General features: G+C 65.5%; 9 protein-coding genes and 1 pseudogene. 5 read left to right on the top strand and 5 right to left on the bottom strand.

Features of this window, described 5'->3' with window-relative positions; genetic code table 11:
* The first annotated feature begins 248 nt into the window (after positions 1 to 248).
* Together FJ970_RS15445 and FJ970_RS15440 are read left to right on the top strand one after the other, a co-directional pair.
* The gene (locus FJ970_RS15445) at positions 249 to 395 is read left to right on the top strand and encodes a hypothetical protein (RefSeq protein WP_181178470.1); all 147 of its coding nucleotides are present in this window, start codon (positions 249 to 251) and stop codon (positions 393 to 395) included.
* Between the two features lie 9 nt (positions 396 to 404).
* Entirely contained in the window at positions 405 to 836 is a 432-nt protein-coding gene (locus FJ970_RS15440) for a hypothetical protein (protein ID WP_140758129.1), read from the top strand.
* 405 nt (positions 837 to 1,241) lie between these two features.
* Here the strand turns inward: FJ970_RS15440 and FJ970_RS15435 are convergent, their stop codons facing one another.
* Positions 1,242 to 3,557 (bottom strand): glucose/quinate/shikimate family membrane-bound PQQ-dependent dehydrogenase, encoded by a 2,316-nt coding sequence (locus FJ970_RS15435; protein WP_140758130.1) that lies wholly within the window; start codon positions 3,555 to 3,557, stop codon positions 1,242 to 1,244.
* 259 nt (positions 3,558 to 3,816) lie between these two features.
* Here FJ970_RS15435 and FJ970_RS15430 point away from each other — a divergent pair, with 259 nt between their 5' ends.
* Positions 3,817 to 6,519: an ATP-dependent helicase gene (locus tag FJ970_RS15430; protein ID WP_140758131.1), complete on the top strand. Its 2,703-nt coding sequence runs from the start codon at positions 3,817 to 3,819 to the stop codon at positions 6,517 to 6,519.
* A 38-nt stretch (positions 6,520 to 6,557) separates the two neighbouring features.
* Here the strand turns inward: FJ970_RS15430 and FJ970_RS15425 are convergent, their stop codons facing one another.
* The 3 genes and pseudogenes from FJ970_RS15425 to FJ970_RS15415 all read right to left on the bottom strand — a co-directional run.
* On the bottom strand, positions 6,558 to 6,872 hold the full coding sequence (locus tag FJ970_RS15425) for a hypothetical protein (protein ID WP_140758180.1): 315 nt from the start codon (positions 6,870 to 6,872) through the stop codon (positions 6,558 to 6,560).
* 156 nt (positions 6,873 to 7,028) lie between these two features.
* Positions 7,029 to 8,582, bottom strand: coding sequence for a trimethylamine methyltransferase family protein (locus tag FJ970_RS15420; protein ID WP_140758132.1), 1,554 nt, complete (start codon positions 8,580 to 8,582; stop codon positions 7,029 to 7,031).
* 13 nt (positions 8,583 to 8,595) lie between these two features.
* Positions 8,596 to 8,787, bottom strand: a pseudogene (locus FJ970_RS15415) (glycine cleavage T C-terminal barrel domain-containing protein); the annotation flags it as partial.
* 223 nt (positions 8,788 to 9,010) lie between these two features.
* Between FJ970_RS15415 and FJ970_RS15410 the strand changes: the two are divergent.
* Both FJ970_RS15410 and FJ970_RS15405 read left to right on the top strand, forming a co-directional pair.
* Positions 9,011 to 10,468 (top strand): esterase-like activity of phytase family protein, encoded by a 1,458-nt coding sequence (locus FJ970_RS15410; protein WP_140758133.1) that lies wholly within the window; start codon positions 9,011 to 9,013, stop codon positions 10,466 to 10,468.
* Between the two features lie 244 nt (positions 10,469 to 10,712).
* Positions 10,713 to 12,173, top strand: a complete 1,461-nt coding sequence (locus FJ970_RS15405) for an MATE family efflux transporter (protein ID WP_227792139.1) — start codon at positions 10,713 to 10,715, stop codon at positions 12,171 to 12,173.
* A 24-nt stretch (positions 12,174 to 12,197) separates the two neighbouring features.
* Here the strand turns inward: FJ970_RS15405 and FJ970_RS15400 are convergent, their stop codons facing one another.
* Positions 12,198 to 13,403 carry an MFS transporter gene (locus FJ970_RS15400; RefSeq protein WP_140758135.1) on the bottom strand — a complete coding sequence of 402 codons (1,206 nt, stop codon included), beginning with the start codon at positions 13,401 to 13,403 and terminating at the stop codon, positions 12,198 to 12,200.
* Between the last annotated feature and the right edge of the window lie 94 nt (positions 13,404 to 13,497).

Here is a 13,497-nt window from a genome sequence, read left to right as displayed (position 1 = left end):
CTTCGAATTTCGATATCCGAGCTAGATAGGGACGCGGCCGGGCGGGTCCAGCCCGGACGAGCGCTGCGGCGGGCATTGCCTGCAAGCCCGTGAAGTCGGCAACACGCGCGTCCGTGTCATCACATTTTGTTCATCGGCGAGAAACCTGCTGGCGCCGCCACGATAGCTAGGAAAACTGCCGGCGATCGATGGCGCGGTACCCGTGCCTTCACGTTCCGGTCACATGTCCCAGTCACAAGGAGCGATGCATGACCATGCCCTCCCCGATCCTCGCCGGTGCATTCGTCCTTGCCGCCGCGGCTGCCCTGGCGCTACGCTCCATGGTCGTGCAGGCAGGTAGGCGGTCGATGGTCAGGGTCCGCAACCACCGCACGAACCAGAAAATCCAAGGCTGAGGTGAGACCATGAACATCCAGGATATCGTCAACACCGTCTCGCAGAAGGCGGGCCTCGACCAGGCAACGACGGAGAAAGTCGTCGGCACCATCTTCTCTGTGCTGGAGCATGAAGCCGAAGGCACCAGCGCGTCTTCGTTTTTCGCCAAGATCCCCGGCGCCGACGACCTCGCGCACCAATATGACGTCATGGCCGCCCCGGCCGGCGGCGGCGGCTTCCTGTCGTCGCTGCAGGGCGCGCTTGGCGGCGTTCTCGGAGAAAAGGCGGGCGCGCTGGTCAACGGCCTCGCCGCGCTCAAGGCCTCCGGCCTCGACATGGCGCAGATCCAGAAGGCCGGCGAGACGCTGGTCCAACAGGCCGAGGCCGCCGCCGGCCCCGATTTGACCAACCAGGTGCTCGGCTCGGTGCCTAGCCTGAAGAGCCATCTGGGGCTCGGCTAGAGCAATTCCAGGAAAAGTGCGTAGCGGTTTTCCGTCCGGAATTGCGTAAAAACAAAGAGTTAGAGCGGTTCGGCGATTCTATCAAGCGCTGAACCGCTCTAGAGGGGCACGGCCAACCGGCAGTCGCTGGCGGGAGGGCGTGCCGCATTGCGACGCTTTACTGACCATGGTTAGCGCCGCCCCTCATCCGGCTGCCGCCACCTTCTCCCCGTAAGGGACGGGGAGAAGAGGCAACTTCAGCGCTGCGCCATTCCTGCAACGCCGGCGATTGGCGAAGCCATCGATGACGCGTCCTTCTCCCCGTCCCTATACGGGGAGAAGTGCCCGGCAGGGCGATGAGGGGCGACGCCAAAGTTGCCGGAATTGCAAACCTGGCGGATCACCCATCCAGCCAGAATCTTGCCCCTATTTCGGCAGCGCGTAGGCCATCACATAGTCGCCCGGCTTGGTGCCAATCGAGCCGTGGCCGCCGGCGACGATGACCACGAACTGGCGCCCGTCCGCGACCGTATAGGTCATCGGCGTCGATTGCCCGCCGGCCGGCAGCCGCGCCCGCCAGAGCTGCTTGCCCGATGTCAGGTCGTAGGCGCGCAGATAGTCGTCGACGGCGGCACCCAGGAAGGCGACACCGCCGGCGGTGATCATCGGCCCGCCAATGCCGGGCACCCCGACCTTCAGCGGCAGCGGCAGCGGCGTCATGTCGTAGACGGTGCCGTTGCGGTGCTTGTAGGCAATCGTGCCGGTCCTCAGGTCCACGCCGGCGACATAGCCCCAGGGCGGCGCCTGGCACGGAATGCCGAGCGGCGACAGGAACGGTCCCATCACCACCGCGTAGGGCGCGCCTTCGTTGCGGTTCAGCCCCTGCTCGCTGCCCTTGGCGTCGCCCGGCGGCGGCACGTCCGCGCGGGGCACAAGCCGCGACGTGAAGGCGAGATAGGTCGGCATGCCGAACATCACCTGTCGCACGGGATCGACCGCTACGCCACCCCAGTTGAAAGTGCCGAAATTGCCGGGATAGATCAGCGATCCCTGCAGCGAGGGCGGCGTGTAGCGGCCTTCATAGCGCAATTTGTGGAGCGCGATCCGGCAGGCCAGCTGGTCGAACATGGTGATGCCCCACATGTCGGCCTCGGTCAGCGGCGGCGGGTTGAAGGAAAGGTCGGACGCCGGCTGCGTCGGCGATGTGTGGTCGCCCTCGATGGCTCCCCCGGGCGACGGCACTTCCTTGACGGGGATGACCGGCTCGCCGGTGCGCCGGTCGAGCACATAGAGGTCGCCCTGCTTGGTCGGCCCGACCAGCGCGGGCACCACGGAGCCGTCGGCCTTGGTGATGTCGATCAGGCTCGGCTGGGCCGGCACGTCCATGTCCCAGAGGTCATGGTGCACGGTCTGCCGAACCCATTTCAACTGCCCGGTGTTGAGATCGAGCGCCGTGATCGAGGAGGAGAATTTTTCGACATTGGCGCTGCGGCCCGTGCCGAGCTGGTCCGGCGTCTGGTTGCCGAGCGGCACGTAAAGCAGGCCGAGCTTCTCGTCGGCGCTCGGCGTCGACCACATATTGGGCGAGTTGGCGGTGTAGGTCTGGCCGGCCGCCAGCGGCGTCGTCTGGTCCGGATTGCCGGAATCCCAGTTCCACAGCAGCTTGCCGGTGCTCGCATCATAGGCGCGGATGACGCCGGACGGCTCCTGCGTCGAATAATTGTCGTTGACCGCGCCGCCGACGATGATCTTACCGCCCGCGATCAGCGGCGCCGAAGTCGAGTAATAATAGCCCGACTTGGGATACGGCATGTTCGTCAACAGATTGAGCGTGCCGGCCTCGGCAAAGGCCGGGCAAACCTGCCCGTTGGCGGCATCGAGCGCGATCAGCCGCGCATCTGAGGTCGGCAGGTAGACGCGCGCCGCGCAGGGCTGGCCGGCGGCGCCCGCGGCATCGGCATAATAGGAGACGCCGCGGCAAGTCTGGTGCTGGCGATCCTTGTCGAGCTTGATCTTGGGATCGTAGCGCCACTTCTCCTTGCCGGTCGCGGCATCGACCGCGATGGCGAAATTGTGCGGCGTGCAGATGTAAAGCGTGTCGCCCACTTTGAGCGGCGTCACCTGGTAAGTGGTCTCGCCGACATCGTCCGGTCCCTTCACGTCGCCGGTGCGATAGGTCCAGGCCGGTTTCAGCTCGGCGACATTGTCCGGCGTGATCTGGTCGAGCGGCGAATAGCGCTGGCCGAACTGCGTGCGCCCGTAATAATGCCATTCGCCCGCCGGCACATCGCCGCCGAGATTGGCGTTGGGGATCACCTTGTCGGTATCGAGCGCGCCGGCGATATCCTTCGGATCTGCGGTCATCGAATAGCCGGCCACCGCCAGCGATGCCAGCACGGCAAGGATCAGAGGCGCGCGCCCGTCCGGCCCGGCAAGGCCGCGCCGCGCCCACGGCGTCAGCAGCCACAGCGCCACCAGCACGATGATGCCGCCGCGCGGGCCGAGCTCCCACCAGTCGAAACCGGTCTCCCAGACCGCCCAGGCCAGCGTGCCGAGCACGATCGCCGCATAGAGCCAGAGCGCAGTGGAACGGCGCCGGTAGAGCAGCCAGGCGGCGATCAGGAAGGCGAGGCCGACAATGATGTAGTACCAGCTGCCGCCCAGCGAAGCCAACCAGATACCGCCGGCGCCAAGTGCCAGGCCAATGAGGAAGAGGATGAGGGAGGTGATGGTGACAGCCAAGATGATACTCCTTCGACTGTTGCGCGCATGGTGGCGGCCCTGGGCAACCCGGCATTGCGTGCCGCCCCCTGCGCAACTTTCTCCCGACCGCCGCGCCTGTCAAGCGTAGGTCATCGGCCTGCGGCAGCAACCTCGTTCCGCCCGCGGTTGTTCACAACGCCGGCTGCCATGTCGCTCAACTGGCCGTATCAGGCACTTTACCGGAACAAAACGTAGACAGTTCTGGTCTTTCGCTGCCGAATCACTACATTCGGGGGCGATGTCCGGCTTTTCCGAAGACATGCCCTTTTTCGACGAACCCGATGCGCGGCCCACGGCCCCGTCGGGCATTGCCGCGCGCGCCATGGCTGCCCGCGGCGGCCAAAACAATGCGCCGGACTATCTCAGGGGGCTTAATCCCGAGCAGCGGCTGGCGGTGGAGACCACCGAAGGCCCGGTTCTGGTGCTGGCCGGCGCCGGCACCGGCAAGACCCGCGTCTTGACCACCCGCATCGCCCACATCCTCGCCACCGGCAAGGCCTTCCCGTCGCAGATCCTCGCCGTGACCTTCACCAACAAGGCGGCGCGCGAGATGAAGCAGCGCATCGGCATCCTGATCGGCGAAGGCAATGTCGAGGGCATGCCGTGGCTCGGCACCTTCCACTCGATCGGCGTGAAGCTGCTGCGCCGCCACGCAGAGCTTGCCGGCCTGAGGTCCGACTTCACCATCCTCGACACCGACGACGTCGTGCGGCTGATCAAGCAGCTGATCCAGGCCGAGGGGCTGGACGACAAGCGCTGGCCCGCAAAGCAGTTCGCCCAGATGATCGACGGCTGGAAGAACAAGGGCCAGGGTCCGGCCGACATCGACGAGGGCGATGCGCGCAGCTTCGCCAACGGCAAGGGCCGCGAGCTCTACAAGGCCTATCAGGAGCGCCTGCAGACGCTGAACGCCTGCGACTTCGGCGACCTGCTCTGCCACCCGATCCGTATCTTCCGCGCCAATCCCGATGTGCTGAAGGACTATCACCGGCGCTTCAAATACATCCTCGTCGACGAATACCAGGACACCAACACCGCCCAATACATGTGGCTGCGGCTTTTGGCGCAAAGGCCGCAAGGCAAGCCGATCTCCCCCCTTGAGGGGGAGATGTCCGGCAGGACAGAGGGGGGCGCCTCGCACCGACAGGCCGGCGGGCCAGCGCCCCCCTCTGTCGCCTCCGGCGACATCTCCCCCATAAGGGGGGAGATTGGGCACTCTTCGGCCGAAGTTCGCACTACTGTTAACATTTGCTGCGTTGGCGACGACGATCAGTCCATCTATGGCTGGCGCGGTGCCGAGGTCGACAACATCCTGCGCTTCGACAAGGATTTTCCCGGCTCCACCATCATCCGGCTGGAGCGCAATTACCGCTCGACCGCGCACATACTGGGCGCCGCCTCCCACCTCATCGCCTATAATGAGGGCCGTTTCGGCAAGACGCTGTTCACTGACCGCAACGATCCGGAAGACGGCAAGGTCAACGTCCATGCCGCTTGGGATTCGGAGGAAGAAGCCCGCGCCATCGGCGAGACCATCGAGGCCTACCAGCGCCAGAAGCATAATTTGAACGACATGGCGATCCTCGTCCGCGCGTCCTTCCAGATGCGCGCCTTCGAGGAGCGCTTCACCACGCTCGGCCTCAACTACCGCGTCATCGGCGGCCCGCGTTTCTACGAGCGCATGGAAATCCGCGACGCGATGGCCTTCTTCCGCGTCGTCGCGCAAGGCGCCGACGACCTCGCCTTCGAGCGCATCGTCAACGTGCCGAAGCGCGGCCTGGGCGAAGCCACCATCCGCCAGATCCACGACACGGCCCGCGCCCTGCGCATCCCGATGCTGGAAGCCGCCGGCAATCTCGCCGAAAGCGACGAACTGAAGCCGAAGCCGCGCGCCGCGTTGCGCGAGGTGGCGGCCAATTTCGAGCGCTGGCAGAAGGCGCTGGAAACGACGCCGCACACCGAGCTCGCCGAGACCATTCTCGAAGAGAGCGGCTACACCGACATGTGGAAGAACGACCGTTCGGTCGAGGCGCCCGGCCGACTGGAGAACCTGAAGGAACTGATTCGCTCCATGGAGCAGTACGAGTCGCTGCGCTCCTTCCTTGAACATGTCGCGCTGGTCATGGATGCCGAGCAGAACGCCGGACAAGACGCCGTTTCCATCATGACGCTGCACTCGGCCAAGGGCCTCGAATTCGAGACCGTCTTCCTGCCCGGCTGGGAGGAAGGCCTTTTTCCCCATCAGCGTGCGCTGGACGAAGGCGGCCGCTCCGGGCTGGAGGAAGAGCGGCGGCTCGCCTATGTCGGCCTGACGCGGGCCAAGAAGAACCTGCATATCTGGTTCGTCTCCAACCGCCTCATCCACGGCCTGTGGCAATCGACCATCCCGTCGCGCTTCCTCGAGGAACTCCCGGAAGCCCATGTCGAGGTCGCCGAAGCCGGCAATTCCTATGGCGGCTACGGCAATCCCTATGGCGGCGGCTCGTTCGCGTCCGGCCGTGGCGGCGGCCAGGGGGCTGGAAGACAGAACCCGTATGGCGCCTCGCGTTTCGACAATGTTGGTGCCAACACGGAAAAATCCGGCGCCTTCTCGAACACCTATTCGACGCCGGGCTGGCAGCGCGCACAGGCCAACCGCACCGAGGCAACCGACCGCAATTGGGGCACGCGCTCGGGCCACCAGGTCGAACGCATCGGCTATGGCGAGACAGACTCCGGCTACGGCGCCGGCCGCACCAGCGTGAAGGGCCGCACCATCGACGGCGAACTGGTCGCCAAATCCGTCTCCGACACGCCGTCGGCCTTCAACGTCGGCGACCGCGTCTTCCACCAGAAATTCGGCAACGGCAACATCGCGGCCATCGAAGGCAACAAGCTGACGATCGACTTCGACAAGGCCGGCCAGAAGCGCGTGCTGGACGGGTTTGTCGCGGCGGTGTGAGTTGAATGCGGCTGGCCTCGCAAAGCTGGCTTTCCGCCTCAATCCACCTTCTTCTCGCCCTTCTCCCCAGCCTTCACGATATCCCCTGTCGTAAACAGGATTTCCTTCAGTTCCACGCGCCAGTCCGTCTTCTGGCGCAGCAGGAATTCGAGGTCCATGCCGAAATGCTTGAACTCCTCGCTCTGCGCGTTCTTCATGATCGCCTTGGCCTGCGGGTCCTTCTCCACCGACATGCGCTGTTCGTACCAGCTGATCGCTTCCGCCTCCTCGATCAGCGAGGTGATCATGCGGGCAAAGGTCCGCACTTGCTGCGACAGTTCTTCCGGCGGTTCGTGATACTGGTCGAAACCCATGTCGTCCTCCCTCAACGGCTCGCAAATGGAGCCAGGCATTGGCCCGCTTCCATGAATGCGTGGGAAGCGCTGCGGGTTCCGGGACCACCGCCACAATTCTGGAACGTTGAATAGGCAAGCTGTCTCACGACCAAGCTGTCTTACGACCAAGCTATCTCATGACACCGGCGCCGCACCGCCCTCTTGCGTGCGCCGCGCGATGAACGCGTCGAGCACGCCTGACGTGGCTGCGGCCGCTGCCGGCGGCTCGAAATCGGCAAGGATGCGCTTCCAGATGCCGGTGGCGCGTTCGGTCGCGTTCTTCGACCCGCTTTGCGTCCAGTTGCCGAAATTCGACCAGTCGGCCACCAGCGGCTCGTAGAAGGCGGTGCGGTAGCGCGCCATGGTGTGGCCGGCCGAGAAGAAGTGGCCGCCCGGCTGCACTTCGGCGATGGCCTCGAAGCCTATTGCGTCGTCGTCGCCGGGCGTCGCGGTACAAAGTTCCGCCACCGTCTGCACTGCTTCGATGTCGGTGACCAGCTTTTCTAGGGAAACACTCAAGCCCCCTTCCAGCCAGCCGGCGGCATGGATGCAGACTGTGGCGCCCGACAGCACCGAGCCCCACAGCGCGAACTGCGTCTCGTGCGCGGCCTGCGCGTCCGAAATGTTGGCCGCGCTGCCGCCGCCCGAGCGCCAGGGCAGACCGGTAAAGCGCGCCAGTTGGCCTGCACCCAGCGTGGCTTTGACGTGCTCCGGCGTGCCGAAGGCGGGTGCTCCGGATTTCATGTCGACATTGGAGGAGAAGGAACCGTAGACCACCGGCGCGCCCGGCCGCACGATCTGCGCCAGCGTCAGCCCGGCCAGCGCTTCGGCATGCTGCAGCGTCAGGGCGCCGGCCACCGTGATCGGCGCCATCGCACCGGCCAGACAGAACGGCGTGATGATCAGGACCTGGCCCGCCTTGGCGAAATCGATGATGCCTTGCGCCATCGGAATATCGAGCTGGCGCGGCGAGTTGGTGTTGATGACGGTGTAGCAATGCGCGCCCGTGCGGAACGCGTCTTCGGACAGCCCGCGGGCCAGCCTGATCATCTCGAAACTGTCATCGACCTGCGGCGTACCGCGTGCGAACACGAACGGGAATTTGTCGGAGAGCGTCAGCTGCGCCCGGTTGACGGCATAGTGGCGGAAGCGATTGTCGATGTCCTGCGGCTCGATGCACGGCCCCAGCATGTGCAACACATCGAAATGCTGCACCAGCTTCATGAGCTCCTCGAAGGCGGCCAGCGTTCCGGGCCGCCGGCCGCGGTCGAGATCGGTGACGTTGGGCGCGCCGGAGCCCGCCAGGAACGTCATCGAGCCCAGTTCGAGCGACAGATCGCGAGCGCGCGCGCCCGCATTGGCGTGGATCGATCGCGGCGCCGAGGCAAGTGCGGCCAGCACCATGTCGCGGCCGATGCGCACCATGTCGGTGTCGGGATCGACCAGGGCGCCGGCGCGGGCGAGCACCTCGCGCGCCTGCGGCAACAGCACCTTGATGCCGAGCTCCTCCAGCACGCGCAGCGCCGTGTCGTGGATCGACGCCACCTGGTCGTCGGAAAAGATCGGCTGCGGCAGGAACGGGTTCTTCAGCGACCGGTAATTGGGCTTGCGGGTTGATTCGCTGCCGGCCTCGCCCATGCGTCCGCGCCGGCGTTCGCGCCTGCTGTCTCGTGCAGCGTCATCGATCATCAGAAACTCCTCCTCATTGCCGCATCGCCTTGCCCTGGGGATCATAGGGCGAGGCCGCGATGACCCGCGCAGTCCGCTCGACGCCGACAATGTGCACGCAAAGCGCCGTCCCCTCCCCGGCGAAATCGTCGTCCACCAACGCCAGCGCGACGCCCTTGCCGATCGTGTAGCCAAATCCGCCCGAGGTGACGAAGCCGACGCGGCGGCTTCAAGGCTTCTCCCCGGTCAGTTCGAAGCCGGCACCCTATATGCACTAGACATAAGTGTCCAGTAAGCTGGCGGAGCGGCATCGCGCACTGTCACGCAAGCATCATGTTCACGCCTTAGATCGCTTTCGGGGAGGCACGCACGGCACCGTCGAGGCGGCACCTCTTTCCGTTTTTGTCCTTCGGCCGCTCCGGCATGCTTCGTCACAAAGAGGATTGTCCATGAAACACCTGCACCGAACCGCCTCGCTCGGCGTCGCGCTGGCCTTGTTCACCGCCCTCACCCCGGCGCTTGCCGACGGCATGGCTTACATCAACAAGGGCCTGGTCGGCGTCGGCCGCATGCCGGCCGACCAGCGCGACAAGTTCGGCGAGACCTTTGGCTCCGCCTCCGGCATGGCGATCGACACATCAGGCTGGACGCATGAAGCGGGTACCTACAAGGGGTCGCTCTGGCTCCTGCCCGACCGTGGCTACAACGTCGGCGGCACCACCGACTATCGCCCGCGCCTCAACGCCGTCGGCATCGAATTCACGCCTGTCGCGCCCGACGCCGGCCAGGAGCAGACGGGCGTCAAGGCGACGCTTGCCGACACGATACTGCTCACCGATGACAAGGGCGTCGATGCCACCGGCCTCGATCCATTGTCGGATGTACGCGCCGCGGCCGGCGACATGCCGATGCTGCCCGTCGCCACCAACGGCAAGCTCGCTCTCGACAACGAGGCCATCGCGCGGCTGCCCGACGGTTCGATGTTCATCTCCGACGAGTACGGCCCCAACATCTACAGGTTCTCCGCGCAAGGCCGCCTGATGTCGGCGACCCAGCCGCCGGCGGCCCTTGTGCCGATGCGCAAGGGAGCGCCGAACTTCTCCTCCGACAATCCCGGCCCGGGTGCCGCCGACCCTGATCCGAAGGATCCCGACACCGGCCGCCAGAACAACCAGGGCCTCGAAGGCATGGCGATGACGCCGGACGGCAAATTCCTGATCGCCGTGCTGCAGTCGGCGCCGAGGCAGGACGGCGGCGATTCCCCAGCGACACGGCAGAACACCCGGGCGCTGGTCTATGATGCGTCCGACCTCGCCCATCTGAAGCTCGCGCATGAATATGTCGTGCCGCTGCCGGTGTTCAGGGATGCCAAGGGCAAGACCAAGGTCGCCGCGCAAAGCGAGATCGTGGCGCTTTCGGACACGTCCTTCCTGATGCTGGCGCGCGACAGCGGCAACGGCCAGGGCTTGAAGAAGGGTGACGCGTCACTCTATCGCCAGATCAACATCGTCGACGTGTCCGGCGCGACCGACATCGCGGGCGGCGCATTCGACGCGGCCGACAAGCCGGTCGCGCCCAAGGGCGTGCTCGATCCCTCTGTGACGCCAGCCAAGCTGACGCCGTTCATCGATATAAACGACGCCGCGCAGCTTGGCCGCTTCGGCCTGCACAATGGTGGGGCGAAGGACCGCAACGAGCTTTCGGAAAAGTGGGAAGCGATGTCGGTTGCCAGCGTCCTCGACCCGAAGCTGCCCGACGACTATTTCCTGTTCGTCGCCAACGACAATGACTTCCTCGCCCAGGACGGCTTCCAGGTCGGCGCGCCCTACAAGGCCGATGACGGCGCCGATGTCGACACCATGTTCCTGGTCTATCAGGTCACGCTGCCCGGCCTCGGCAAGAAGTAACGATCACTGCACAAGCGGGCGCGCGCCTGGCGTGCCCGCTTGTGCAGGTTGTGAAGGCTTGCTTCAAGAACTCCGCATCCTTTGGCACGCCCGCATCGATTGGCTCGGCCGTCCTGCTCGATGACCTTGCCGGCAGCCGACACCGCGCACGAAGCTCCCCGCCCCCGCATCGACCTGTTCGGTTGAATCATGCGATCATCGCGCACCGGACTCGAGATAGGCCTTATCGCCCATGGACGAAAAAATGCCCGCGCGTCGGCGCACCGGCGACCTGACCAGCGGCCCGATCCCACGCACGCTGCTGCTCTTCGCCTTGCCGGTGCTCGGCTCCAACGTGCTGCAATCGCTGAACGGCTCGGTCAATGCCGTCTGGGTGGGCCGCTTCCTCGGCGACTCGGCGCTGACCGCGACATCCAACGCCAATCTCGTTCTGTTCCTGATCCTCGGCACTGTGTTCGGCATCGGCATGGCGGCCACCATTCTGGTGGCGCAGTCGGTCGGCGCCCGCGACCTGCCCGAGGCGCGCCGCATCGTCGGCACCAGCGCCACTTTCTTCTTCCTCGTTTCGGTGGTCTTCGCGGTCTGCGGCTGGATCTGGGTCGATGCCATCCTGGGCGCACTTGGCACGCCGGCCGACGCCTTGGCGCTCGCGCACTCCTACCTGCGCATCATCTTCGTCGCCGTGCCGATGATGAACCTTCTGTCCTTCGTCATGACCGTGCTGCGCGGCGCCGGCGATTCACGCACGCCCTTCATCTTCATGGCACTGGCGGTCGTTCTCGACATCGCGCTCAATCCCTTGCTCATCCGCGGCATCGGCCCGTTTCCCGAACTCGGCATCGCCGGTTCCGCCACCTCGACGCTGATCGGTCAGACCGTCAGTGTCATCGCCATCCTCGTCGTGCTCTACACGCGCAAGCATCCGTTGCGGCTGGCCGGCGCCAATCTCGTCCTGCTGCGCCCGGATCCGGCGCTGCTGCGCATCGTCGTCTTCAAGGGGGTGCCGATGGGTCTGCAGATGATCGTCATCTCGGCGGCGGCACTGACGGTCATGGGCATCGTCAACTCGTACGGTTCGCAGGTCGCCGCCGCCTACGGCATCGCCGCGCAGCTCTGGACCTACATCCAGATGCCGGCGCTCGCGATCGGCGCCGCGGTCTCTTCCATGGCGGCTCAGAATGTCGGTGCCGGCCGCTGGGACCGGATCGGCCGCGTTGCCGCTTCCGGCGTCGGCTTCAACCTCGTCCTGACCGGCGCTCTCGTCGCGCTGCTATGGGTCTTCGACCGCTCGATCCTGAGCTTGTTCCTGAGCAGTGACAGCGCAGCGATCGACATTGCCGCCCACATCAACACGGTCGCGTCCTGGTCGTTCATCCTGTTCGGCATCACCATCGTGCTGTTCGCGACCGTGCGCGCCACGGGGGCCGTGATGCCGCCGCTGATCATCCTGGTGATCTCGGTGCTCATCGTGCGCACCGGCTTTGCCTATTACATGCGCGGCGTGATCGGCGAAGAGGCGCTGTGGTGGAGTTTCCCGGCCGGTTCGATCGCCTCGCTGGCCCTGGCCGCGGCCTACTACCGCTTCGGCGGCTGGCGCACCTTGCACATGATCGAGAACAGGCCAGCGGCCGGAGAACCGCCCGACACCGGGCTCGGCGTGCCGCGCCAGCGCGCGAACATGGCACCTGAAACGCCGAACGGCTGAAACACGCCTGCCGGCGCGGCGGTCTCAGCGCCTTTGTCTGAGCCCGAAGGCGAGCGCCACCAGCGCGAACACGATGATCATGGCCGCGAAGGCCAGGCTCGCGGCGACAGGGCTTGCATAGGTCGACACGACGCCGATGCCGATGACAGGCAAGGCGTTGCCGACAAAGCAGCAGACGAAGAAGCTGGATACGACCTCGGCACGGCGGTCCTGCGGCGCGATCTCGTTCACCACCTGCAGGCCGCCTCGGTAGCCGAGTGCGGCCACGACACCGCAGCAGGCCGTCGCCACGATCATCAGCGCCATCGAGGCCAGAATCTGCGCCGCCACCACCAGCAGCACGCTCGGGATCATCAAGGCCAGGGCGGCCAGCATCGCCTTGCTGCTCTGCACGCGCATCAGCACCACGATGCTGGCCGCCGCGACGATCGCCAGTTCAAAGAACAGTGCGCCGGCAACGGCATGGTTCGTTTCGTGCAGCTGCTGCGCCAGGATGCTCGGCGCCACCGCGGCATAGAAGCCGACCAACGCCATCGCGCCGAAACCGGTCACCGCCGGCGCGACGAAGCGGGTGCGTATCTTCTGGGGTACGGAGAGGCGCGGCCGCATCGAAATCCGCCCGAGGCCACCCGGCTTGGCCACCGTTTCACGGGTGCGCCAGACCAGGACCGCCACCACCGCGAGTGCCATGAGATAGATGATGAAGACCAGCCGCAGGGGCCAGGGCTCGTATTGAGCCAACAGTCCCGATATCAGCGACCCGAAACCGAGACCGAGGAAATTGGTGCCGGTGGTGATGACGCTGGCACGCGATTTGTCGGCGGCGGCGAGAAGCTCGGCAATCCAGGCAGTCCCGGTCCCCGCACCGATGCCGATGCCAAGTCCGCTCAGGATGCGCGCCACGTCGAGCGAGACGACATTCCCGGCGAACAGGAAGATAAGCGCGCTGACAATGGCCACGATCATCGCCGCCAGCGCTGCGGGCCGGCGTCCGACCACATCCGACACGCCACCGAACACCAGCAGGGCGCCGAGGTTGCCGACGACATAGACCGCGTAGATCAGCGTCAAGGTTATCTGCGAAAAGCCGAATTGCTGCTTGTAGATGATATAGAGGGGCGTCAGCGCCGTGCTGCCCGCAAACAGCACCGCGATCATCGCCGCGACAGTCGGGATCGCGAGGACGTTGTCGGCCTCGTTCCGGGTTTGCGCCAAATCACGAAAGGCCATCGCCAACCTCGTCACCAGTTTCAGGGATCGCGAGGTTAACGCACCCTTACCGCCGGCGTTCCAGTGAACGGCCAGGCTCCTGACACCACGGTGG

Source organism: Mesorhizobium sp. B2-1-8, assembly GCF_006442545.2.
Lineage (GTDB): Bacteria > Pseudomonadota > Alphaproteobacteria > Rhizobiales > Rhizobiaceae > Mesorhizobium.
Note: the sequence above shows the minus strand (reverse complement) of the source record. Positions and strands in the feature narration are given on the sequence as shown.